The sequence below is a fragment of the Streptomyces sp. NPDC006997 genome, from assembly GCF_040635175.1.
Classification (GTDB): Bacteria; Actinomycetota; Actinomycetes; order Streptomycetales; family Streptomycetaceae; genus Streptomyces.
In genome coordinates this window covers 155,081-179,323 of sequence record NZ_JBEYHH010000004.1, presented here as the reverse complement: position 1 = coordinate 179,323, position 24,243 = coordinate 155,081, and the positions used below count along the sequence as shown (strand labels likewise).

The following is a 24,243-nucleotide window of genomic DNA, read 5'->3' as shown; positions in this document are numbered from 1 at the left end:
CCGTCACCCAGTTGAGCGGTCGGCACCGGCGCTGGCGCACTAGAGGAAACACGCTAGTGACCCCCCCTGACGCACCCTTGACTCGATCATGAACTGACATGAGCCTGGCATCCACAATTCGCCAGGTGGCGAATCACAGCTAGGGGGGTTCATGAGACACAGAGCGAGATCGATCCTCGCTGTCGGCGCGCTCCTTCTCACCGGAGCGGGCATCGCACCCGTCGCCCAGGCACTGCCCGGCGCCCCGGCCGCCGGGGACACCGACGAGGTCAAGGTCTTCCGCGCCGAGGTCACCAAGAAGCAGGTACCCCTGCTGCTGGCGGCCGGTCAGGACGGCCACGAACTCAGCGAACGGGTACCCCAGAAGGGCACCGCCACCGTCGAGGTCTACCTCACCGACCAGCAGGCCAGGAAGCTGGAGAAGAAGGGTGTCGGCCTCACCGAGCACACCCTCTCCACCCGCGCCGAACAGCGCGTGGAGGCCGCGGCCGAGGGCGTGTTCCGCCCCTACGGCGGTGCCGGTGGCCTGAAGGAGGAGGTGCTCGCCACCGCCCAGGCGAACCCGTCCCTGACCAAGGTCGTCTCCATCGGGAAGACCGTCGGCGGCCAGGACATCCTCGCGCTGAAGCTCACCAAGAACGCCCGGAAGACCAAGGACGGCGCCAAGCCGTCGGTGCTGTACGTGTCCAACCAGCACGCGCGGGAGTGGATCACCCCGGAGATGACCCGGCGGCTGCTCCACCACTACCTGGACAGCTACCGGACCGACAGGCGCGTCAGGAAGATCGTCGACACCACCGAGCTGTGGTTCGTGCTCTCGGCCAACCCCGACGGCTACGACCACACCTTCGCCGACGAGGACAACCGCCTCTGGCGCAAGAACCTGCGCGACATCAACGGCGACGGCGCCATCACCACCGGCGACGGCGTCGACCTCAACCGCAACTTCGCCTACAAGTGGGGCTACGACGACGAGGGTTCCTCCCCCAACCCCACCAGTCAGACCTACCGGGGCCCCGGCCCCAACTCCGAGCCCGAGACCAAGGCGCTGGACGCCTTCGAGCGCCGTATCGGCTTCGAGTACGGCATCAACTACCACTCCGCCGCCCAACTCCTGCTCTACGGCGTCGGCTGGCAGGTCGCCACGCCCACCCCCGACGACGTGCTCTACAAGGCGCTCGCCGGCACCCCCGGCAACTCCGCGATCCCCGGCTACCTCCCGCAGCTGTCCTCGGAGCTGTACACCACCAACGGCGAGGCGGACGGCCACGCGGCCAACGTCAACGGCATGGGGATGTTCACCCCCGAGATGTCGACCTGCCAGACGGCCTCCGACCGCTACCCCGACGACGCCTGGAACGCGGCCGACTGCCAGTCGGTGTTCAACTTCCCCGACGACGAGAAGCTGATCCAGGAGGAGTTCGAGAAGAACATCCCCTTCGCGCTCGCCGTCGCCGAGACCGCCGCCACCCCCGACCAGCCGAAGTCCCCGGTCGGCGTCGACGCGCCCGACTTCACGCTGGTCCCGTTCTCCACCTCGTACTCCCGCGGCGCGGACCAGGAAGTCTCCGTGGTGGTGCGCAGGTCGGTGCGGGACAAGGAGATGAAGTACCGCGTCAACGGCGGCCGTACGCACGACATGAGGCTGCGGCCGTGGCGGGGCGGTGAGACCTTCGGTGGTGTGGACAACCTCCACTTCGACGAGTACCGGGCCAAGGTCCGCGACGGCGACCCGGGCGACCAGGTCGAGGTGTGGTTCACCGGCAAGCCCCGCCAGGGCAAGCGCACCACCAGCGGGCACTTCACCTACACCGTCGCCGAGCGGCCCCGCGCCGACGTCCTCGTCGTCGCCGAGGAGGGCGCGACCGCGACCCGGACCCAGACCTACGTCGACGCGCTGAAGGCCAGCGGGCACAAGGCGGCCGTCTGGGACGTCGCCACCCAGGGCGCCCCCGACGCGCTCGGCGTCCTCGCCCACTTCGACGCCGTCGTCCACTACACCGGCGCGGCCGTCCCCGGCATCGCCACCCAGCTCGAACTGCGCGCCTACCTCAACGAGGGCGGCAAGCTGGTCGAGGCGGGCGAGCGGGCCGGCGGCAGCGTCGACCTCGGCGACGGCACCCCGTCGAACGACTTCAGCCAGTACTACCTGGGCGCCTACACCCGTACGTCACTGCCGTCGGTGACCTCCTTCGAGGGCGCCGGAGCGCTCGCGGGGGCGGCCGGGGCGCTCGGCGCGGCACCGGGCAACCCGCTGGACACAGCGGGCTCGTTCAGCGTCACCTCGGACACCCTGCCGGTGTCGACGTACCCGCAGTTCGCCAGCGCGGGCGCGGGCGCCTTCCCGGGCACCGTCAACCCGTACGGGCCGTTCGAGGGCGCCTCCATGGCGGCCGTACGCCACTCCGACTACGCCTGGAACCGGCTCACCCGCACCGTCGACCTGACCTCGGTCGGCGCCGCGGACGCCCCGGCGCTGAGCACCCGGATGTTCTGGGACACGGAGGAGGACTACGACCACGTCCTGATCGAGGCCCGCACCGCCGGGGGCGACGACTGGACCACGCTCCCGGAGGCCGGGGGCGCGACCAGCACCACCGTGCCCGCGGAGTGCGAGGCCGGGTTCTTCATCCAGGCCCACCCGGCGCTCAAGCGGTATCTGACGCTGGGTGACGGCGGCTGCACGGCCACCGGCACCTCCGGCTCCTTCAACAGCCTCACCGGCGCCTCGGCGGGCTGGCAGGCGCTCTCCTTCGACCTGTCGGCGTACGCCGGGAAGACGGTGGAGCTGTCCATCAGCTACGTCACCGACCCGGGCTCCGGCGGCCGGGGCGTCCTCGTCGACAACACCTCCGTCGTCGTCGGCGGCGCGTCGACCGGGACCGAGGGCTTCGAGACGTCCTTCGGCCCCTGGACCGTCGCCGGGCCGCCCGCGGGCAGCCCCGCCGTGGTCCTGGACTGGGAGCGCACCGGCGAACTGTTCAAGACGTACGGGGCCGTCGCCACGGACGACACCGTGCTGCTGGGCTTCGGCCTGGAGCACCTGACCGCGCCCGCGGACCGTTCGGCGCTGCTGGGCGAGGCGCTGGCGGCCCTCGGCGCCTGACCCCGGCCGACGCGTCAACGGAACAGGACACCACGTGACCGAACCGACTGGTCCGAGCGACGCGAGCGATCCGAGTGGCCCGGCCTGAACCGGGTTACCCGGTGGGCGGCCCGTACCCCCTACTGGCGGGTACGGGCCGCCGTGCCGTGTACGGCCCCTTCGATGTCACCGAGAAGGCCGCGGGGAGGTAGGGTCGTAGGCGGTCGGGGACATCCCATACAGCTCGCCGACGACAACGGAGTCGGCGTACCAACGAGGAGATCGGTTCGTGACGATCCGCGTAGGCATCAACGGCTTTGGCCGCATCGGTCGCAGCTACTTCCGCGCGCTGCTGGAGCAGGGTGCGGACATCGAGATCGTGGCTGTCAACGACCTGGGTGACACGGCGACCACCGCGCACCTGCTCAAGTACGACACCATCATGGGCCGCCTCAAGGAAGAGGTCTCCCACACCGCCGACACGATCACCGTCGGCGGCAAGACCATCAAGGTGCTCTCCGAGCGCAACCCGGCGGACATCCCGTGGGGTGAGCTGGGCGTCGACATCGTCATCGAGTCGACGGGCATCTTCACCAAGAAGGACGACGCCGCGAAGCACATCGCCGGCGGCGCCAAGAAGGTCCTCATCTCCGCCCCGGCGAAGGACGAGGACATCACCGTGGTCATGGGTGTCAACCACGAGCAGTACGACCCGGCGAACCACCACGTCATCTCCAACGCCTCCTGCACCACCAACTGCGTGGCGCCGATGGCGAAGGTGCTGGACGAGAACTTCGGCATCGTCAAGGGCCTGATGACGACGGTGCACGCGTACACCAACGACCAGCGCATCCTGGACTTCCCGCACAAGGACCTGCGCCGTGCGCGGGCCGCCGCCGAGAACATCATCCCGACCACCACCGGTGCCGCCAAGGCCACCGCCCTGGTGCTCCCGCAGCTCAAGGGCAAGCTGGACGGCATGGCCATGCGCGTCCCGGTCCCGACCGGCTCGGTCACCGACCTGGTCCTGGAGCTGTCCCGCGAGGTCACCAAGGAAGAGGTCAACGCCGCCTTCCAGAAGGCCGCCGAGGGCGAGCTGAAGGGCATCCTGGAGTACACCGAGGACCCGATCGTCTCCTCCGACATCGTCAACGCCCCGGCGTCCTGCACCTTCGACTCGTCCCTGACCATGGTCCAGGACGGCAAGAACGTGAAGGTCATCGGCTGGTACGACAACGAGTGGGGCTACTCCAACCGCCTCGTCGACCTGACGGTCTTCGTCGGCAACCAGCTCTGATCCCCAGAGCGGGGACCCGGATGTGAGAGCAGGGCTCGGGCAGTGCGTGAACGTACTGCCCGAGCCCTGCCGCACGTCCGGCCCCACCAGCCTCCCCACGATCAACAGCCCTGCTCAGGAGTCCAGGAGTTCCTATGAAGACGATCGACGCTCTCCTCGCCGAAGGCGTCGCGGGCAAGCGGGTCTTCGTCCGCGCCGACCTGAACGTGCCGCTGGACGGCACCACGATCACCGATGACGGCCGTATCCGCGCCGTGCTGCCCACCGTCAAGGCGCTCGCCGAGGCGGGCGCCCGGGTCGTCGTCGCCTCCCACCTGGGCCGCCCCAAGGGTGCCCCGGACCCGGCCTACTCGCTCGCCCCCGCCGCCTCCCGGCTCGGTGAACTCCTCGGCACCGCCGTGGCGTTCGCCACCGACACCGTCGGCGAGTCCGCCACCGCCACCGTCGCGGGCCTCGGTGACGGCGAGGTGGCCGTCGTCGAGAACCTGCGCTTCAACCCCGGCGAGACCGCCAAGGACGCCGCCGAGCGCGGTGCCTTCGCCGACCAGCTCGCCGCCCTCGCGGACGCCTACGTCGGCGACGGCTTCGGCGCGGTGCACCGCGCGCACGCCTCCACCGTCGACCTCCCGGCCCGGCTGCCGCACTACGCCGGGTACCTCATCGCCACCGAGGTCGGCGTCCTGAAGAAGCTCACCGAGGACGTCAAGCGGCCCTACGTCGTCGCCCTCGGCGGCGCCAAGGTCTCCGACAAGCTCGCCGTCATCGACCAGCTCCTCGGCAAGGCCGACCGCCTGCTCATCGGCGGGGGCATGGCGTACACCTTCCTCAAGGCCCAGGGCCACGAGATCGGCGCCTCGCTCCTCCAGGAGGACCAGGTGCCCGTCGTGCGCGAGTACCTGCGGCGCGCCGAGGAGAGCGGCGTCGAGCTGGTGCTGCCGGTGGACGTGCTGGTCGCGGGCGAGTTCCCGGACCTGAGGACCAAGGCGCCCGCCCACCCCACCGTGGTCGCCGCGGACGCCATCCCCGCGGGCCAGCAGGGCCTGGACATCGGCCCCGAGACCCGCAAGCTGTACGCCTCGAAGCTCGCCGACGCCGCCACCGTCTTCTGGAACGGCCCCATGGGCGTCTTCGAGCACCCCGACTACGCCGAGGGCACCAAGGTGGTCGCCCAGGCCCTCATCGACTCCCCGGGCTTCACCGTGGTCGGCGGCGGCGACTCCGCCGCGGCCGTGCGGATCCTGGGCTTCGACGAGCAGGCATTCGGCCACATCTCGACCGGTGGCGGCGCCTCCCTCGAATACCTCGAGGGCAAGACGCTCCCCGGCCTCGCCGCACTGGAGGACTGACCAAGCATGAGCACGCGCACGCCGCTGATGGCGGGCAACTGGAAGATGAACCTCAACCACCTGGAGGCCATCGCCCACGTCCAGAAGCTCGCCTTCGCCCTGGCCGACAAGGACTACGAGGCCGTCGAGGTCGCCGTCCTGCCGCCCTTCACCGACCTGCGCTCCGTGCAGACCCTGGTCGACGGCGACAAGCTGAAGATCAGGTACGGCGCCCAGGACATCTCCGCGCAGGACTCCGGCGCCTACACCGGTGAGATCTCCGGACCGATGCTGGCCAAGCTGAAGTGCACCTACGTGGCCATCGGCCACTCGGAGCGCCGCCAGTACCACGCCGAGACCGACGAGATCGTCAACGCCAAGGTCAAGGCAGCCTTCAAGCACGGGCTGACCCCGATCATGTGTGTCGGCGAGGAGCTGGAGGTGCGCGAGGCGGGCAACGCCGTCCCGCACACCCTGGCCCAGGTCGAGGGCGGTCTGAAGGACGTCCCGGCCGAGCAGGCCGAGACCGTCGTGATCGCCTACGAGCCGGTGTGGGCCATCGGCACCGGCAAGGTCTGCGGCGCGGAGGACGCCCAGGAGGTCTGCGCCGCCGTCCGCGGCAAGGTCGCCGAGCTGTACTCCCAGGAGCTGGCCGACAAGGTCCGCATCCAGTACGGAGGCTCCGTGAAGTCGGGCAACGTCGCCGAGATCATGGCGCAGGCCGACATCGACGGCGCCCTGGTGGGCGGCGCGTCGCTGGACGCCGACGAGTTCGTCAAGATCGTCCGCTTCCGCGACCAGTGAGCGCGCACCCGCGACCAGTGAGTATGCGCTAGCAGCGATCCGTCGTACTCTTGCGGGGGCGTGGCCCTGACGGCCACGCCCCTGTCGTCCATCCGAATCCGAGGAAGTTGGTCCAGCCGTGGTTATGGGGTTCTCGATCGCCCTGATCGTCTTCAGCCTGCTGATGATGCTGCTGGTGCTGATGCACAAGGGCAAGGGCGGCGGCCTCTCCGACATGTTCGGTGGCGGTATGCAGTCGTCCGTCGGCGGCTCCTCGGTCGCCGAGCGCAACCTCGACCGCATCACCGTGGTCGTCGGTCTCCTCTGGTTCGCCTGCATCGTCGTGCTCGGCCTGCTGATCAAGATCGACAGCTGAGCGACGTACACATTCCGCACGTAACGCCCCATGTTCGGTACGCGCCCGTGAGCGCGGCCTATCATGGGGCTTGCGTCTAGGTGTGGGGCCTTGTAACTCCAATCACTGGACGCGCGTTGGGCCTTACGTAGACTGAGGCGCTCGCGGCGAAGCGAAACGCCGACTCGCTTCGCGGCACCATCACGCAGGGAGTTACGACCGTGGCAAGTGGCAACGCGATCCGTGGAAGCCGGGTCGGGGCGGGGCCGATGGGCGAGGCCGAGCGCGGCGAGTCCGCGCCACGCCTGCGCGTCTCCTTCTGGTGCTCCAACGGGCACGAAACCCAGCCGAGCTTCGCCAGCGACGCACAGGTCCCCGACACCTGGGACTGTCCGCGCTGCGGGTTCCCCGCCGGACAGGACCGGGACGACCCCCCGGCCCCGCCGCGCACCGAGCCCTACAAGACACACCTGGCGTACGTCCGCGAACGCCGCAGCGACGCGGACGGCGAGGCGATCCTCGCCGAGGCGCTCGCCAAACTGCGGGGAGAGATCTAGGACTTCACAGCGGCCGGGCACCCAGGTGTCCGGCTGCGGCTGTCTCGGCGCGACGCGGTCTCGTCCGCTCCATTAGGTTGGGGCGGTAGCGGGGCAGGCAACGCAGTTGTGCGCAGGCAGGAAAGAAGGCTGAAGTCCCAGATGAACGCAGACGGCCGTACCCGGCTCGACCAGACGCCAGAGTGGACCGCTCTGGCCAAGCACCGCGAGGAACTCGGCGAGGTGCGGTTGCGCGAGCTGTTCGCCGCCGATCCCGGGCGCGGCAGCGGGTACACGCTCCAGGTCGGTGACCTGTACGTCGACTACTCCAAGCACCTGGTCACCGACGAGACCCTGCGGCGCCTGCGTGAGCTGGCCGCCGCCACCGACGTGTTCGGGCTGCGGGACGCCATGTTCCGCGGCGAGAAGATCAACACCACCGAGGACCGCGCCGTGCTGCACACCGCGCTGCGCGCCCCGCGGGACGCGGTGGTCGAGGTCGACGGCGAGAACGTCGTGCCCAAGGTGCACGCGGTCCTCGACAAGATGGCCGACTTCGCGCGCCGGGTCCGCTCCGGCGAGTGGACCGGCCACACCGGCCGGCGGATCCGCAACGTCGTCAACATCGGCATCGGCGGCTCCGACCTCGGTCCCGCGATGGCCTACGAGGTGCTGCGGGCCTTCACCGACCGCGAGCTGACGGTGCGTTTCGTCTCCAACGTGGACGGCGCCGACCTGCACGAGGCGGTCCGCGACCTGGACCCGGCGGAGACCCTGTTCATCGTCGCCTCCAAGACCTTCACCACCATCGAGACGGTCACCAACGCCACGTCGGCCCGGAGCTGGCTGCTGGACGGGCTCGGCGGCGAGGAGGAGGCGGTCGCCCGGCACTTCGTCGCCCTGTCGACCAACGCCGAGAAGGTCACGGACTTCGGCATCGACCCGGACAACATGTTCGAGTTCTGGGACTGGGTGGGCGGGCGCTACTCGTACGACTCCGCGATCGGCCTCTCCCTGATGATCGCGATCGGTCCGGAGGCGTTCCGGGAGATGCTCGACGGCTTCCACCTGGTCGACGAGCACTTCCGCACCGCGCCCGCCGAGGAGAACGTGCCGCTGCTGCTCGGTCTGCTGGGCGTCTGGTACGGCAACTTCCTGGGTGCCCAGTCGCACGCGGTGCTGCCGTACAGCCACTACCTGTCGAAGTTCACCGCCTACCTCCAGCAGCTCGACATGGAGTCCAACGGCAAGTACGTCGGCCGGGACGGCACCGAGGTGGACTGGCAGACCGGGCCGGTGGTCTGGGGCACGCCCGGCACCAACGGACAGCACGCCTACTACCAGCTCATCCACCAGGGGACGAAGCTGATCCCGGCGGACTTCATCGGCTTCGCCGAGCCGGTCGCCGAGCTGAGCGAGGAGCTGAGCGCGCAGCACGACCTGCTGATGGCCAACTTCTTCGCCCAGACCCAGGCGCTGGCCTTCGGCAAGACCCCGGACGAGGTGCGCGCCGAGGGCGTGCCGGAGGAACTCGTCGCCCACAAGACGTTCAAGGGCGACCACCCGACGACCACGATCCTCGCCGCCGAGCTGACGCCGTCGGTGCTCGGCCAGCTCGTCGCGCTGTACGAGCACAAGGTGTTCGTGCAGGGCGCGGTGTGGAACATCGACTCCTTCGACCAGTGGGGCGTGGAGCTGGGCAAGGTCCTCGCCAAGCGCGTCGAGCCCGCGCTGACCGAGGGCGCCGGCGTGCCGGGCCTGGACGCCTCCACACGGGCTCTCGTCGACCGGTACCGGGAGCTGCGCGGGCGCCGGTAGGCCCCCGGGTCAGGTCACCGAGTTCAGGGTGTCGGCCAGCCTGCGGCGCGCGGCGCGTGCCGCGGGCAGGGCCGCCAGCCCGGCCGCGCCCAGTACGGCGGCCGTCCCGAACAGCAGCAGGAGCGCGGGGGAGGGGAGCTGCGCGATCCCCGCGCCGATGCCGCTGGAACGGCCCTGCGCGTCGATCAGCCAGCGCGCCAGCGGCACCCCGAGTGCCGTGCCGAGGAGCGCCGCCGCCAGCGCCGTACAGCCCGTCGCGGTGACCGTGACGGCGGTGATCTGGCGGGGGGACAGGCCGATGGCCTTCAGGGCGAGCAGGTCCCGCTCGCCCTCGCGGACGGTGCCGCCGATCGCGGTGAGCAGCTCGATCAGCCCGATCAGGGCGAGTACGGCGATCAGACCGACGACGACGCCCCGCAGCGGCGACAGCCCGTCCGCGGGGTTCGCCACGGCGTGCACGTCGAGGTGGCCGCGCCCGGCCGCCGCCAGCCGGTCCGCGACCGTGTGCCGGTCGGCGCCGGGGGCGAGGCGGACCTGGTAGAGCGTGGGCTCCAGGTCGGGGTCGTTGGCGCGCAGGGTGTCCAGGGACGTCGAGATGACCTTGCCCGCGTTCTCCGGTTCGATGCTGCGGCCCACGATGTGCAGGATCTGCGGCTGGTCCCCGACGGTCATCCGCACCCAGTCCCCGACCCGCACGTCCAGCAGGTCGAGCAGCCCCTGCCCGGCCACCGCCTCGTCGGGGCCGTGCGCGGGGCGGCCCTCGGTGACGGTGTACGGGTAGGGGTCCTCGCGGGTGCCGAGGCCGCGCAGGGCGATGGTGCCGGTCTGGCCGGGGACCAGCGCGGCGACCTCCACGCCCTGGTGCGCGGCGGTGACGTCGGGGTCGTGCCGGAGCAGGGCGCGGGTCGCGGCGTCGTCGAGGGCGCTGTCCGGGCGGACGGTGAGGGCGGCGGGCAGACCGATCTGCTCGGGTCGGCTGTGGAAGCGGTCCAGAGTGGTCCAGGCGCTCATCGCCACCACGATCAGCAGCAGCGGCAGCGTGAGACGGCCCACGGCGGCCAGCGAGCGGGCGCGGCGGGCGAACGCCTTGTGCCAGCCGAGGACCAGCGCGGGCGGCACCCGCACCCCGAGGGCGCGGCGGGCCAGCCCCGACATGCCGCCGCCGGGCGGCGCGGCGGGCCGGGGCACCGGCACCGGCGGCACCCGGCCCGCCCGCCAGGCGGCGAGGCCGGTGGTGGCGCCGATGAACAGCACGGCGGCCACCGGCACCGCCGCCAGCGTCACGGTGTGTCCGGGCAGCCCCTGCCACACGGCGACCGCGTCCCCGAGCCGCCCCGGCATCCGGCCGCCGAGGGCCTGGGTGAGGGAGGCGGCGGCCACCGCGCCGAGGAGCGCGTAGGCGAGGTGCTGGAGGAGGAAGACCCGGACGACCTGGCCGGGCGTGAAGCCGATCGCCTTCAGCACCGAGATGTCCCGCAGGTGCCCCCGGATCCGGGTGCCGATCGCGCCGTGCACGGCGAGCCCCGCGGCGACCAGCGCGCCGAGCCCGAACAGCCCGAGGACCTGGCCGAGGAGCCGGTTGCCGCCCTGCGCCTCGGCGCGGGCCTGCCGCCAGGTGGAGACCTCGCCGATGGCCCCGGCGCCGAGCGCGGTGACGGCGCGCTGGACGGCGTAGTCGGTGTCCTCGGGGTCGGTCAGGCGCAGCCCGGTCACCTGGCCGTCGGGGGCGCGGACGGCGGACGGCCGCGCCCAGACCAGGCCCGGTTGCTCGCCGGGCCGGTAGCGCGGCTCGGCGCTGTCCGCGACGCCGACGACGGTGAGGGCGCGGGTGGTGCCGGGGAGGGTGAGTTCGTCGCCGGGTTCGGCGAGCAGGGTGCGGGCGAGGCCGGTCTCCAGGACGACGCCGTCGGGTGTGGTGGGGTCCAGCCAGCGGCCGGAGGTGAGGACGGGGCGGCCGACGTCGGGCTCGCCGGGGGTGCCGCGCAGTTCGACGTAGGCGCGGGTGCCGCGGGCGGTGACGGTCGTGGACTCCACCGGGTACGGGCCCGCCACGGCCTCGGTGCCGTCCAGCTCGGCCAGCCTGCCCGCGTCGGCGCTGACGCCGGTGTGGATCCACACGTGCGCCCCGTTGGCCTGCGCGAACACCCGCTGCCAGGGGTTGGTGGCGTACCCGAACAGGGCGGAGGCCAGCAGCAGGGACACCACGATGCCCGCGGTGGCCAGTACCAGGAACAGCGCCTCTCCCCGGTGCGTCCGCAGATCGGAGTGCGCCCAGCGCAGGGTGGCTCGCACCGGCGTCAGCCCCTCGGGCCGGGGGCGGGTCGGCCGCGCCGCGCCGGGCGCCCCGGCGCGCCGGTGGGCCGGGGGCGGCGACCGGCCGCCGGGGCGTGCGCCGAGGGGCGCGCGCGGTGGCCGGGCGGCTGGGCCGTCGTGCGCGTGCCGGGTCCGGCATCGCGGGCCGGGGAGCCGTGTGCGGCGGGCATCGCGGTCAGTCCTTCAGTTCCAGGACGCCGGATATGCCCGGTCGGCGCGGCGGTGGGCCGTCGGTCAGGTCCGCGTCGTCGGCTATCCGGCCGTCGTAGAAGCTGATCACGCGGTCGGCGGCGCTGGCGAGGCGGGCGTCATGGGTGACCAGCAGGATCGTCTGGCCGCGCTGGTGGAAGCGGGACAGCAGCCGCATCACCTCGCGGGTGCCCTTGCTGTCGAGGCTGCCCGCAGGCTCGTCGGCGAGGAGCAGCGGCGGGTGGTTGACCAGGGCGCGGGCCAGGGCGACCCGCTGCTGCTCGCCGCCGGACAGCTCGCCGGGCATGGCGCGCTCCTTGCCCGCGAGCCCCAGCTCGGTCAGCAGCCGCTCGCGTTCCGCGCGGGCCCGCTTCGGCGGGAGACCGGCGAGCAGCGCGGGCAGTTCGACGTTGTCGGCGACGGACAGGTTGGAGACCAGGTTGAAGAACTGGAAGACGATGCCGATCCGTTTCCTGCGCTGCACCGCCCAGCGCGCCTCGCTCCAGCCGTCGGCGCGCTCGTCGTCCAGCCAGATGCTGCCGCTGTCGGGCCGCTGGAGCCCGCCGAGCAGGTGCAGCAGGGTCGACTTGCCCGCCCCGGACGGGCCGGTCACGGCGACGAACTCGCCGCGCCGCACGCACAGGTCGACCCCGCGCACCGCGTGCGCGGGCGCGCCCTCGCCGTGGTAGGTGCGCACCAGGCCCTCGGCGCGCAGCAGTACGGGAGCGGGACCGTCGCTCATCCCAGCTCCTCCAGCTCTTCCTGGCACCGCTCCAGCCAGTCGAGGTCGGCCTGCAGGTGCAGCATGGCGCCCTCGATGAGCAGATGGGCGACGCGGTTGTCCCGGTCCTCGGCGGCGGCCAGCCGGGACAGGTCCCGCATGGTGTTGAGGTACTGGCGCCGCTGCTTGTTGATGAGTGCGATCCGGTCGGCGAGACCGGTCTGCGGAGCGAGGGCCAGCTTCATGAAGAACTCGTCCCGTACCCGAGGTTCGTCCGCGGTCTCCTCGTACCAGCCGCGCAGCGCCTCGCGCCCGGCGTCGGTGAGGTGGTAGACCTTCTTGTTGGGTCGGCTGGACTGCTCGACGTCCTCGCCCTCGATCAGTCCCGACTTCTCCAGGCGGCCGAGGGTGACGTAGATCTGGCCGACGTTCGGCTGAGGGTACGCGGAGCCCAGCAGTTGCTCAAGGTCCTGCTTCAGCTCGTAGCCGTGGGCCGGGCCGCGCGCGAGGAGTGCCAGGAGGGGCAGGCGCACTCGTGCGGTCCTCCTGTCCTCGTGAAGTGGTCCAGCGGGGCTCGTACGGGTCTCGGGATGTGGTCCAGGCCCTAGTATCGCCCATACCTAACCGCTATACATGCCCCAGATCCGGGCGACGGCGCCCGGGGGCGGGTACAGGGAGGAACCTATGCGGTGGATCCGTGCCGCGGGTAGGGGCCTCCTCGTCCTCGTGGTGATCCTGACCGGTTACGCCGCCTCCGGCGCCCGCGCCGACGAGGGCGCCGCGGCCGGCCGTGGCCCGCTGACGCTGGCCACCGCGGGCGACCTCACCGGCTACCTCGGCCCGCTGCTGGAAGGCTGGAACCGCACCCACCCCGGCGAACGCGTCACCCTCGTCGAACTGCCGGACTCCGCCGACGAGACCCGCGCCCAGATGGCCACCGACCTGCGCGGCGACGAACGCGGCCGGTTCGACGTCCTCAACATCGACGTCAACTGGACCTCGGAGTTCGCCGCGGCCGGCTGGATCCGCCCGCTGCCGCGCGACCGCTTCCCGCTGGACACCTTCCTGCCCCGGGTCGTCGACACCGCGACCTACGACGGACGCCTGTACGCCGTCCCGTACGTCACCAACGCCGGGCTGCTGCTGTACCGCAGGGACGTCCTGGACCGCGAGGGCCTGGACCCGCCGCGCACCTGGGCCGAGCTGGAGCGGATGGCGGAGACCGTCGCCCCGAAGTACGGACTCGACGGCTACGCGGGCCAGTTCCTGCCCTACGAGGGCCTCACCGTCAACGCGGCCGAGGCGGTCTACTCGGCGGGCGGCACCATCCTCGGCGGCGAGGGCGAGCGCGTCACCGTGGACTCCGCGGCGGCCCGCGAGGGCATCGGGTTCCTGGCGCGCGGGGTGCGCGAGGGCTGGATACCGCGCGAGGCGCTGACGTACAAGGAGGAGGAGTCCAAGCTGGCCTTCCAGGACGGCGGCCTGCTCTTCCTGCGCAACTGGCCCTACGCGTACGCCGTCGCCGCCGCCGAGGGCTCCCCGGTCGCCGGGAAGATCGGCGCCGTACCGCTGCCCGGCCCGGACGGGCCCGGCACCAGCGTGCTCGGCGGGTCCAACCTGGCGGTCAGCAGGCACGCCCGGCACCCGGACTCGGCGGCCCGGCTGATCGCGTACTTCACCAGCGAGCGCGTGCAGCGCCAGGTGCTCACCCGGGGCGCACTGCCGCCGGTCCGCGCCGACCTGTACGAGGACCCGGAGCTGGTGCGGCGGTTCCCCTACCTGCCGACGCTGCGGGAGAGCGTGCGGACGGCCGCGCCGCGCCCCAAGAGCCCGCGCTACGACCAGGTCAGCCTGGTGGTGCAGGCGGTCGTGCACGACGCGCTGGCCGGGCGGCACACGCCCGAGGAGGCGGTGCGGCGGCTGGCGCGGGAACTCGACGCGCTCACCCGTTCCTAGTTACTTGTTAGGTAACGCCAACATCTCATCTCTGTCCGTTACGGACGGATAGATCCGTAGATTCGCGGTCAACTGCCCGGTAGCTTGCGTGCTGTTCATTGACACCTCCGTGACACGGCTACTTAACATGCATACATGGCAAGTAAGTGTCCCTGGTGGCGCGACGCGGTGATCTACCAGGTGTACGTCCGCAGCTTCCTGGACAGCACCGGCGACGGCATCGGCGATCTCGCCGGGGTCCGGGCCGGGCTGCCCTACCTGAGGAAGCTCGGCGTCGACGGGATATGGCTGAGCCCCTTCTATCCCTCACCGCAGGCCGACCACGGCTACGACGTGGCCGACTACCGCGACGTCGACCCGGTCTTCGGCGACCTCGCCGAGTTCGACCTGCTGATGACCACGGCCCGGCGGCTCGGCGTCAGGGTGCTGCTCGACATCGTCCCCAACCACTGCTCCAGCGCCCACCCGGACTTCCGGCGCGCGCTCGCCGCGGCGCCCGGCAGCCCGGACCGCGCCCGCTTCCACTTCGCGGACGGCCGCGGCCCCGACGGCGCCGAGCCGCCCAACAACTGGCACGCCATGTTCGGCGGCCCCGCCTGGACCCGCGTCGACGACGGCCAGTGGTACCTGCACATGTTCACGCCCGAGCAGCCCGACTGGAACTGGCGCAACCCGGAGGTCGCCGCCGACTTCGACGCCACCCTGCGGTTCTGGCTGGACCGCGGCGTCGACGGCTTCCGCGTCGACGTCGCCGCCGGCCTCTACAAGCACCCCGGACTGCCCGACTCACCCGACCCCGAGGCCGACGCCCGCACCCGCGACTCGGTCAACCCGCTCGCCTGGAACCAGCCCGAGGTGCACGACGTGTGGCGGCACTGGCGCGCGGTCTGCGAGGAGTACACCGCCCGCGACGGCCGCGAACGGCTCCTCGTCGGCGAGGTGTCCGTGCCCACCGCCCGCGAGCACGCCCGGTACGTCCGCGCCGACGAACTCCACCAGGCGTTCTTCTTCGACCTGCTCAGCGCGGACTGGGACGCCGACGCCTTCCGCAAGGTGATCTCCGAGGCCATGCAGGACATCGCCGGAACCGGCTCCACGGTCACCTGGGTCCTCAACAACCACGACCAGGTCCGCACCGTCACCCGCTACGGCGAACCCACCCCGCAGGGCAGCGGCCTCGGGTCGGCCCGTGCCCGTGCCGCCGCGCTGCTGATGCTGGCGCTGCCGGGTGCCGCGTACATCTACCAGGGCGAGGAACTCGGGCTGCCCGAGGTCGTCGACCTGCCCGACGACGTGCTCACCGACCCGATCTTCCGCCGCACCGGCAACCGGGCCCGGATCCGCGACGGCTGCCGGGTGCCGCTGCCCTGGTCGGGACAGGCGTCGCCGTTCGGGTTCAGCTTTGGCGCGGAGGGGGCCAAGCCGTGGCTGCCGCAGCCGTCGTACTTCGCCGAGTACGCCACCGACCGCGCCCTCGCCGACACCCGCTCCTTCTGGCACCTCTACCGCGACGGCCTCCACCTGCGCGCCGCGCTGCCCCAGTTGGGGGAGGGCACGCTCACCTGGCTGGACACCCCGCCCGGCGTCCTCGCCTTCGTCCGCGGCGACGGCCTGGTCTGCGCCGTCAACTTCACCACCGCGCCCATCCCCGCGCCGGTCCCCGGCACCCCGCTGCTCGCCAGCGGCCCCTGCCCCGCCGGGGAACTGCCCGGCTCCACGGCCGCCTGGTGGCTCGGCGACCTCTGAACCTCCCCTCACCCACCGTTCTCCGAAGGGACATCAACGATGATGCGACGACGTACCACCCTGCTCACCGGCTGCACCGCCCTCGTCCTGGCGCTCACCGCCACCGCCTGCGGCGACGACGACCCGGTCAGCGCGGGCGGCGGCGACCAGTCGCTCAACGGCCAGACCGTCACCGTCGCCGGTGTCTGGTCCGGCACCGAGCAGAAGAACTTCCAGAAGGTCCTCGACGCGTTCGGCGAGCAGACCGGCGCCAAGACCCAGTTCGTCTCCACCGGCGACAACGTCTCCACCGTCGTCGGCAGCAAGATAGAGGGCGGCAACGCGCCCGACGTCGTGATGGTCCCACAGGTCGGCGTGTTGCAGCAGTTCGCCAAGGAGGGCTGGCTCACCCCGCTCTCCGAGAAGACCGAACAGGCCGTCGACTCCAACTTCGCCCCCGTCTGGAAGGACTACGGCAGCGTCGACGGCACCTTCTACGGCCTCTACTTCAAGGCCGCCCACAAGTCGACGGTCTGGTACAGCCCCGAGGCCCTCACCCAGGCCGGGGTCGAGCCGCCCAAGACCTACGACGAGATGCTGGACGCCGGGCACACCGTCTCCGACTCCGGGCTCGCCGCGTTCTCCGTCGCCGGTCAGGACGGTTGGACCCTCACCGACTGGTTCGAGAACATCTACCTCTCCCAGGCGGGCCCCGAGAAGTACGACGCCCTCGCCGCGCACGAGCTGAAGTGGACCGACCAGACCGTGGTCGACGCGCTCGGCACCCTCGGCGAACTCTTCAAGGACGAGCAGCTCGTCGCGGGCGGCCAGAAGCAGGCCCTGAACACCGACTTCCCCGGCTCCGTCGAGAAGGTCTTCGGCCCCGAGCCCGAGGCCGGGATGGTCTACGAGGGCGACTTCGTCGCGGGCGTCGCCAAGGACCAGTTCGGCAGGGAGATCGGCAAGGACGCCAACTTCTTCCCGTTCCCGCCCGTCGACGGCGGCACCGCGCCCGTCGTCAGCGGCGGTGACGCGGCCGTCCTCCTGAAGGACGGCAAGAACTCCAAGGCCGGGATGGCCCTCCTGGAGTACCTGGCCACCCCCGAGGCCGCCGCCGTGTGGGCCGAGGCGGGCGGCTTCCTCTCCCCGAACAAGGCGCTCGACCTCACCTCCTACGGCGACGACGTCACCCGCGCCACCGCCAAGTCCCTCGTCGACGCCGGGGACTCGGTCCGCTTCGACATGTCCGACCAGGCCCCCGCCGCCTTCGGCGGCACCAAGGGCGTCGGCGAGTGGAAGATCCTCCAGGACTTCCTGCGCGACCCCTCCGACCCGAAGGCGACCGCGGCCGAGCTGGAGAAGGCGGCGGCCAAGGCGTACAAGGGCTGATACGGCCATGACCGCCACCCTCACCAAGGAGACGAGCCCGGCGAACCCCCCGCCGCCGCTCACCCCGCCGCCGGGCGCCCGGCGCGCCCGGCGGCGGGGCCGGGTCATCGCCCTGCTGTTCGTCTTCCCCGCCCTGCTCCTGCTCGGCGCCCTCGTGCTCTACCCTGCGCTGTTCTCCGTCGGACGCAGCTTCTTCGACGCCTCCGGCGACCGCTTCGTCGGCGGCGACAACTACACCGAGATGTTCCGCGACCCGGCCACCCTCAAGGCCGTCCGCAACACCGCGATCTGGGTGGTCGTCGCCCCCACCCTGCTCACCGGCCTCGGGCTGGTCCTGGCCGTGCTGGTGGAGAAGATCCGCTGGGCGACCGCGTTCAAGCTGCTGCTGTTCATGCCCATGGCGGTCTCCTTCCTCGCCGCGGGCATCATCTTCCGCCTCGCCTACGACGAGGACCCCGACAAGGGCGTCCTCAACGCGGCCGTCGTCTCGGTCCACGACGCCTTCCAGGGCACCTCGTCCTACCCGGCCGCCCGCCCCCGCCCCGACCAGGGCCTGACCAAGGACGGCGACGGCGCCTACCGGACCGACGCCAGCGTCTCCCCCGGCGACGCCGTCACCCTCGGCCTCGTCGGGGTGGCGCCGGACGACCTGCCCGGCGGCGCCCGGCCCGCCCAGGGGGCCGACGGCCTCCAGGCCGTCCCCGGCGAACTGCGCGGCGTGGTCTACCTCGACTTCACCCCCGGGGGCGGCGGCGAGCAGGGCAAGGTCGACGCGAAGGAGAGCGGGCTGCCCGAGCTGACCGTCGAGGCGGTGCGCGACGGCCGCACGGTCGCCAGCACCACCACCGACGGCGACGGCACCTTCCGCTTCACCGGCCTCGACCAGGGCGGCTACGCGCTGAAGCTGCCCGCCGCCAACTTCGCCCCGCCCTACGACGGCGTCTCCTGGCTCGGACCCGCGCTGGTCACCCCGGCGATCATCGGGGCGTACCTGTGGATCTGGACCGGCTTCGCGATGGTGCTGATCGGGGCCGGACTGTCCGCCCTGCCCCGGGACGCGCTGGAGGCCGCCCGGATCGACGGCGCCAACGAGTGGCAGATCTTCCGGAAGATCACCGTGCCGCTCCTCGCGCCCGTCCTCACCGTCGTCTTCGTGACCCTGGTGATCAACGTGATGAAGGTCTTCGACCTCGTCTACATCATCGCGCCGGGGCCCGTGCAGGAGGACGCGACCGTGCTCGCCACGCAGATGTGGCTGGTGTCGTTCGGCGGCGGCAACGACCAGGGCCTGGGCAGCGCGCTCGGTGTGCTCCTGCTGCTGCTGGTGGTCCCGGCGATGGTGTTCAACGTCCGCCGCTTCCGAAGGAGTCAGCGATGAACGCGGTCCGGCGCTATCTGGGCAGCTCGGTGGTGCAGGCGTTCCTGGTCGTCATCGGCCTCGTCTGGATGACCCCGCTCGCCGGGCTGCTGCTGTCCTCGCTGCGCTCCGCCGAGGACACCGCCAAGGGCGGCTGGTGGACGGTGTTCACCAGCCCCGGGCAGCTGTCCTTCGACAACTACTCGGCCCTGCTGGACAACTCCGGGATGGTCCAGGCGTTCTGGAACACCGTCCTGATCTCGGTGCCGACCACCGTGCTGGTCGTCGGGCTCGCGGCGCTCGCCGGATACGCGTTCGCCTGGCTGGACTTCCCCGGCCGCGAGCCGGTGTTCCTGGTCGTGGTGGCGCTGCTGGTGGTGCCCGTGCAGATCGGCCTGCTGCCGGTGGCCAAGCTCTTCGGCCAGCTCGGCCTGTTCGGCACGATCCCCGGCGTGGTGCTCTTCCACGTCGCCTACGGGCTGCCGTTCGGGGTGTTCCTGCTGCGGAACTACTTCGCCGAGATGCCCAAGGAGATGCTGGAGGCCGCCCGCATGGACGGCGGCGGCGAGTGGCGGATCTTCACCCGGCTGGTGCTGCCGGTGGGCCTCCCGGCCATCGCCAGCCTCGCCATCTTCCAGTTCCTGTGGGTGTGGAACGACATGCTGGTGGCGCTGCTCTTCGCGGACAGCTCCTCGCAGCCGCTGACCGTGGAACTCCAGTCGCAGATCCGCCAGTTCGGCAGCAACATCGACGTGCTCGCACCCGGCGCGTTCCTGTCGCTGATCGTGCCGGTGGCGGTGTTCTTCGCCTTCCAGCGGCACTTCGTCCAGGGCGTGATGGCCGGCTCGGTCAAGTAGGCCCCCCGAGTTCCGGGTCCCCGCTCGCGGCGGCGAGCGGGGACCCGGTCCGTCACGGTGACGCCGGGGGGTACAGCGACCGCGGCAGCTGTGCCGCCGCCGCGTCGTCCAGCAGCCACAGGGTGCGGGCCCGGCCCCTCGCGCCCGCCGCCGGGGCCTGGATCTCCCCGGCGCCGGACAGCGCCATCGCCGCGGCCCGCGCCTTGTCCGCGCCCGCGGCCAGCAGCCACACCTCGCGGGCGGCACGGATCGCGGGCAGCGTCAGGGTGACCCGGGTCGGCGGCGGCTTGGGCGCGCCGTGCACCCCGACGACGGTGCGCTCGGTCTCCCGTACGGCGGGCAGCTCCGGGAAGAGCGAGGCGACGTGGGTGTCCGGGCCGACGCCCAGCATCAGCACGTCGAAGGACGGCACCGGGGCGTGCGCCTCGGGTCCGGCCGCCGCCGCCAGCTCCTCCGCGTAGGCCGCCGCCGCCGCGTCCACGTCCCCGCCCCACGGACCGTCCGACGCGGGCATGGCGTGCACGCGCTTCGGGTCCAGCGGCACGGCGTCCAGCAGTGCCTCGCGGGCCTGGGTGACATTGCGGTCCGGGTCGCCCTCGGGCAGGAACCGCTCGTCGCCCCACCACAGGTCGAGGTGGCTCCAGTCGATCGCGTCCCGGGCGGGCGCCGCCGCCAGCGCGGCCAGCAGGCCGTTGCCGTTGCGGCCCCCGGTCAGGACGACGGACGCCGACCCGCGCGAGGTCTGGGCGTCCACCACCTTGGTGATCAGCCGGGCCGCCGCGGCCCGCGCCATCAGCTCCTTGTCGTGGTGCACGACCAGCTGCGGGGTGTTCACTTCGCCGCCGCCTTCTTCACCGGGGCCTTCTTGGCGGCCTTCTTCGCGGGCGCCTTCGCCGTCGACGCCTCGGGCGCCGGAACGGCCACCGGCTCCCGCGCGGCCGGATCCTCCGGAGGGGAGGCCAGCCGCTGCACCCCGTACCGCAGGGCGGAGGCGTAGGTGTCGTCCGGGTCCAGCCTGCGCAGCTCCTCCGCGATCAGCTCGGCGGTGTCGCGGCGCTTGAGCGCCACGGCCCGCTGCGGCTGGCCCTGGATGGAGAGCGTGGCGAGGGTACCGTCGGCCCGGTCCAGGGTGATCGGACCGCAGTCGGTCGTCATCCGCACCGCCGTCAGCCCCGGGCCCCCGGACACCGACCGCTCGACGGGCACGTCCAGCCGCTCCGCGAGCCACATCGCCAGCAGCTCACAGCTCGGGTTGAACTCCTCGCCCTCCACCTCGACGCCCTGCACCCGGCACGTGACCTGGTCCAGGGCCGCGGCCAGCATCGACCGCCAGGGCGTGATGCGGGTCCACGACAGGTCGGTGTCGCCGGGGGTGTAGGTGTCGGCGCGGGCCGCGAGGTCCCGTACCGGCCGCTCGGCGGCGTAGGTGTCGGTGACCCGGCGCTGGGCCAGGGCACCGAGGGGGTCCCTCGCCGGGTCGAGCGGCGCGTTCACCGGCCACCAGACGACCACGGGGGCGTCCGGCAGCAGCAGCGGCAGCACCACCGACTGGGCGTGGTCGGCCACCTCGCCGTACAGCCGCAGCACCACCGTCTCACCGGTGCCCGCCTCGGCGCCGAGGCGGACCTCGGCGTCCAGGCGGGACTGGGTGCGGTCGCGGGGCGAGCGGGAGACGCGCTTGATGACGACCAGGGTGCGCGAGGGGTGCTCGTGCGAGGCGTCGCCCGCGGCCTTCAGGGCGTCGTAGGCGTTCTCCTCGTCGGTGACGACGACGAGGGTGAGCACCATGCCCACGGCCGGGGTGCCGATGGCGCGGCGGCCCTGCACCAGCGCCTTGTTGATCTTGCTGGAGGTGGTGTCGGTCAGGTCGATCTTCATGGCCGCCGCCAGCTCCGTCCGTCACGGTGCAGCATCTGGTCCGCCTCGACGGGCCCCCAGGTCCCGGCCGGGTACTGGGCGGGCTTGCCGTTGCTGTCCCAGTACTCCTCGATCGGGTCGAGGATCTTCCAGGACAGCTCGACCTCCTCCGTGCGCGGGAACAGGTTGGCGTCGCCCAGCAGCACGTCCAGGATCAGCCGCTCGTACGCCTCCGGGCTGGACTCCGTGAACGACTCGCCGTAGGCGAAGTCCATGGACACGTCCCGGATCTCCATCGAGGTGCCCGGCACCTTGGAGCCGAAGCGGACGGTGACGCCCTCGTCGGGCTGGACGCGGATGACGATCGCGTTGGAGCCCAGCTCCTCCGTCGCCGTGGTGTCGAAGGGGGAGTGCGGGGCGCGCTGGAAGACCACCGCGATCTCGGTGACCCGGCGCCCGAGGCGCTTGCCGGTGCGCAGGTAGAAGGGGACGCCCGCCCAGCGGCGGTTGTCGATGCCCACCTTGATCGCCGCGTAGGTGTCGGTCTTCGACTTGGCGTCGATGCCGTCCTCGTCGAGGTAGCCGATGACCTTCGCGCCGCCCTGCCAGCCCGCCGCGTACTGTCCGCGTACGGTGTCCCGGCCCAGGTCCCTGGGGAGCCGGACCGCGCCGAGCACCTTGGTCTTCTCCGCCGCCAGCGCGTCGGCGTCGAAGGAGGCGGGCTCCTCCATCGCGGTCAGCGCCATCAGCTGGAGCAGGTGGTTCTGGATGACGTCACGGGCGGCGCCGATGCCGTCGTAGTAGCCCGCCCGGCCGCCGATGCCGATGTCCTCGGCCATGGTGATCTGCACGTGGTCGACGAAGGACCGGTTCCAGATCGGCTCGAACATGGTGTTGGCGAAGCGCAGCGCCAGGATGTTCTGGACGGTCTCCTTGCCCAGGTAGTGGTCGATCCGGAAGACCTGGTCCGGGGCGAAGACCTCGTGGACGACCTTGTTCAGCTCCTCGGCCGACTTCAGGTCGTGCCCGAACGGCTTCTCGATGACCGCGCGCCGCCAGGAACCGTTCTGCTGGTCGGCCAGCTGGTGCTTCTTCAGCTGCTGGATGACCACCGGGAAGGAACTCGGCGGCACGGAGAGGTAGAACGCGAAGTTGCCGCCCGTGCCCTGGGCCTTGTCCAGGTCCTCGATGGTGCCGCGCAGCCGCTCGAACGCGTCGTCGTCGTCGAAGGTGCCCTGCACGAACCGCATCCCCTGCAGGAGCTGCTGCCAGACCTCCTCGCGGAACGGCGTGCGGGCGTGTTCCTTGACCGCGTCGTGTACGACCTGGGCGAAGTCCTCGTGCTCCCAGTCGCGGCGGGCGAAGCCGACCAGGGAGAAGCCCGGCGGCAGCAGCCCCCGGTTGGCGAGGTCGTACACCGCGGGCATCAGCTTCTTCCGCGACAGGTCGCCCGTGACGCCGAAGATCACCAGGCCCGACGGCCCCGCGATACGCGGGAGCCGCCGGTCCGCCGGGTCACGAAGCGGGTTCGCTCCGGTGACTGAGGGAGACAAGGTGTCAGCCCTCCGAGGGGGCGAGGCGCTTCAGCTCGGCCTCGGTGGACTTCAGCAGGTCGACCCAGGACGCCTCGAACTTCTCGACGCCCTCGTCTTCGAGCAGCCGCACCACGTCGTCGTACTTGATGCCGAGCGCCTCGACCGCGTCCAGGTCGGCGCGGGCCTGCTCGTACGTACCCCTGACGGCGTCCCCGGTGATCTGCCCGTGGTCCTCGGTGGCCAGCAGGGTGGCCTCCGGCATGGTGTTCACGGTGTTCGGCGCGACCAGGTCGGTGACGTACATCGTGTCCTGGTACGCCGGGTCCTTCACGCCCGTCGACGCCCACAGCGGACGCTGCTTGTTGGCGCCCGCGTTCTCCAGCGCCGACCAGCGGTCGGAAGAGAACACCTCCTCGTACGCCTGGTAGGCGAGGCGCGCGTTGGCGATGGCGGCCTTGCCGCGCAGCGCCTTGGCCTCGTCGGTGCCCAGCGCGTCGATCCGCTTGTCGATCTCGGTGTCCACGCGGGACACGAAGAACGAGGCGACCGAGTGGATCAGCGAGAGGTCCAGGCCCCTCTCCCTGGCCTGCTCCAGACCGCTGAGGTAGGCGTCCATCACCTTGCGGTAGCGCTCAAGGGAGAAGATCAGCGTGACGTTGACGCTGATGCCGTTGCCGATGACCTCGGTGATCGCGGGGAGGCCCGCCTCGGTCGCCGGGATCTTGATCAGCGTGTTGGGGCGGTCCACCAGCCAGGCCAGCTGCTTGGCCTCGGCGACCGTCGCGCGGGTGTGGTGCGCGAGCCGCGGGTCGACCTCGATGGAGACCCGGCCGTCCTGGCCGCCGGTCGCCTCGAACACCGGGTGCAGGATGTCGGCGGCGTCCCGGACGTCCGCCGTCGTGATCATGCGGACGGCCTCCTCGACGCTGACCTTGCGGGCGGCGAGGTCGGTGAGCTGCTGCTCGTAGCCGTCGCCGCCGCTGATCGCCTTCTGGAAGATCGTCGGGTTGGTGGTGACGCCCACGACGTGCTGCTCGTCGAGCAGCTCGGCGAGGTTGCCGGACGTGATCCGCTTCCGCGACAGGTCGTCCAGCCAGATCGCGACGCCCTCCTCGGAGAGGCGCTTCAGTGCGTCTGTCATGGAA

19 protein-coding genes are annotated in these 24,243 nt (G+C 71.7%); 12 read left to right on the top strand and 7 right to left on the bottom strand.

The genetic code is table 11. The annotated features are described in order from the left end of the window. Positions 1-151 precede the first annotated feature (151 nt). The 7 genes from ABZ659_RS05495 (at position 152) to pgi (ending at position 9,199) form a co-directional block, all read left to right on the top strand. Positions 152-3,106, top strand: a complete 2,955-nt coding sequence (locus tag ABZ659_RS05495; protein WP_360213736.1) for a M14 family zinc carboxypeptidase — start codon at positions 152-154, stop codon at positions 3,104-3,106. A 268-nt stretch (positions 3,107-3,374) separates the two neighbouring features. After that, positions 3,375-4,382: a type I glyceraldehyde-3-phosphate dehydrogenase gene (gap, locus tag ABZ659_RS05490; RefSeq protein ID WP_360213734.1), complete on the top strand. Its 1,008-nt coding sequence runs from the start codon at positions 3,375-3,377 to the stop codon at positions 4,380-4,382. A gap of 134 nt (positions 4,383-4,516) precedes the next feature. Beyond that, a complete protein-coding gene (locus tag ABZ659_RS05485) occupies positions 4,517-5,728 on the top strand; it encodes a phosphoglycerate kinase (protein ID WP_360213732.1) in 1,212 nt (403 codons plus the stop codon). 6 nt (positions 5,729-5,734) lie between these two features. Beyond that, entirely contained in the window at positions 5,735-6,511 is a 777-nt protein-coding gene (gene tpiA, locus ABZ659_RS05480; protein WP_360213730.1) for a triose-phosphate isomerase, read from the top strand. Positions 6,512-6,635: 124 nt separating this feature from the next. Continuing rightward, positions 6,636-6,866 (top strand): preprotein translocase subunit SecG, encoded by a 231-nt coding sequence (gene secG, locus ABZ659_RS05475; RefSeq protein ID WP_360213728.1) that lies wholly within the window; start codon positions 6,636-6,638, stop codon positions 6,864-6,866. Between the two features lie 200 nt (positions 6,867-7,066). Then, positions 7,067-7,402 carry an RNA polymerase-binding protein RbpA gene (locus tag ABZ659_RS05470; RefSeq protein WP_360213726.1) on the top strand — a complete coding sequence of 112 codons (336 nt, stop codon included), beginning with the start codon at positions 7,067-7,069 and terminating at the stop codon, positions 7,400-7,402. Between the two features lie 141 nt (positions 7,403-7,543). Further along, positions 7,544-9,199: a glucose-6-phosphate isomerase gene (gene pgi / locus ABZ659_RS05465; RefSeq protein WP_360213724.1), complete on the top strand. Its 1,656-nt coding sequence runs from the start codon at positions 7,544-7,546 to the stop codon at positions 9,197-9,199. A gap of 9 nt (positions 9,200-9,208) precedes the next feature. On the opposite strand, the gene ABZ659_RS05460 is transcribed toward pgi, so the two are convergent. From ABZ659_RS05460 to ABZ659_RS05450, 3 genes are all read right to left on the bottom strand, one after another. Beyond that, positions 9,209-11,491, bottom strand: a complete 2,283-nt coding sequence (locus tag ABZ659_RS05460; RefSeq protein ID WP_360213722.1) for an FtsX-like permease family protein — start codon at positions 11,489-11,491, stop codon at positions 9,209-9,211. Between the two features lie 196 nt (positions 11,492-11,687). Continuing rightward, complete coding sequence (locus ABZ659_RS05455; RefSeq protein ID WP_360213720.1) at positions 11,688-12,443, bottom strand: ABC transporter ATP-binding protein; 756 nt, start codon at positions 12,441-12,443, stop codon at positions 11,688-11,690. Continuing rightward, positions 12,440-12,955 (bottom strand): PadR family transcriptional regulator, encoded by a 516-nt coding sequence (locus tag ABZ659_RS05450; RefSeq protein ID WP_360213718.1) that lies wholly within the window; start codon positions 12,953-12,955, stop codon positions 12,440-12,442. Before ABZ659_RS05450 ends, ABZ659_RS05455 begins: the two co-directional genes overlap by 4 nt. Positions 12,956-13,106: 151 nt before the next feature. On the opposite strand from ABZ659_RS05450, the gene ABZ659_RS05445 reads away from it, so the two are divergent. From ABZ659_RS05445 to ABZ659_RS05425, 5 genes are all read left to right on the top strand, one after another. Beyond that, positions 13,107-14,378 carry an ABC transporter substrate-binding protein gene (locus tag ABZ659_RS05445; protein ID WP_360213716.1) on the top strand — a complete coding sequence of 424 codons (1,272 nt, stop codon included), beginning with the start codon at positions 13,107-13,109 and terminating at the stop codon, positions 14,376-14,378. A 135-nt stretch (positions 14,379-14,513) separates the two neighbouring features. Next, positions 14,514-16,124: a glycoside hydrolase family 13 protein gene (locus tag ABZ659_RS05440; RefSeq protein ID WP_360213714.1), complete on the top strand. Its 1,611-nt coding sequence runs from the start codon at positions 14,514-14,516 to the stop codon at positions 16,122-16,124. Positions 16,125-16,163: 39 nt separating this feature from the next. Next, positions 16,164-17,492: an ABC transporter substrate-binding protein gene (locus ABZ659_RS05435; RefSeq protein ID WP_360213712.1), complete on the top strand. Its 1,329-nt coding sequence runs from the start codon at positions 16,164-16,166 to the stop codon at positions 17,490-17,492. 7 nt (positions 17,493-17,499) lie between these two features. Next, positions 17,500-18,870, top strand: coding sequence for an ABC transporter permease subunit (locus ABZ659_RS05430; protein ID WP_360213710.1), 1,371 nt, complete (start codon positions 17,500-17,502; stop codon positions 18,868-18,870). Next, a complete protein-coding gene (locus ABZ659_RS05425) occupies positions 18,867-19,706 on the top strand; it encodes a carbohydrate ABC transporter permease (RefSeq protein ID WP_360213708.1) in 840 nt (279 codons plus the stop codon). The genes ABZ659_RS05430 and ABZ659_RS05425 overlap by 4 nt, the downstream gene beginning before the upstream one ends. A gap of 52 nt (positions 19,707-19,758) precedes the next feature. Here the strand turns inward: ABZ659_RS05425 and pgl are convergent, their stop codons facing one another. From pgl to tal, 4 genes are read right to left on the bottom strand one after another with little or no spacing between them, the layout of a single operon-like run. Beyond that, positions 19,759-20,541, bottom strand: a complete 783-nt coding sequence (gene pgl, locus ABZ659_RS05420) for a 6-phosphogluconolactonase (protein ID WP_360213706.1) — start codon at positions 20,539-20,541, stop codon at positions 19,759-19,761. Beyond that, on the bottom strand, positions 20,538-21,584 hold the full coding sequence (gene opcA / locus ABZ659_RS05415; RefSeq protein ID WP_360213704.1) for a glucose-6-phosphate dehydrogenase assembly protein OpcA: 1,047 nt from the start codon (positions 21,582-21,584) through the stop codon (positions 20,538-20,540). The genes pgl and opcA overlap by 4 nt, the downstream gene beginning before the upstream one ends. Beyond that, positions 21,581-23,116 (bottom strand): glucose-6-phosphate dehydrogenase, encoded by a 1,536-nt coding sequence (gene zwf, locus ABZ659_RS05410; RefSeq protein WP_360213702.1) that lies wholly within the window; start codon positions 23,114-23,116, stop codon positions 21,581-21,583. Before zwf ends, opcA begins: the two co-directional genes overlap by 4 nt. A gap of 4 nt (positions 23,117-23,120) precedes the next feature. Then, positions 23,121-24,239 (bottom strand): transaldolase, encoded by a 1,119-nt coding sequence (tal, locus tag ABZ659_RS05405; protein WP_360213700.1) that lies wholly within the window; start codon positions 24,237-24,239, stop codon positions 23,121-23,123. Positions 24,240-24,243: the final 4 nt, after the last annotated feature.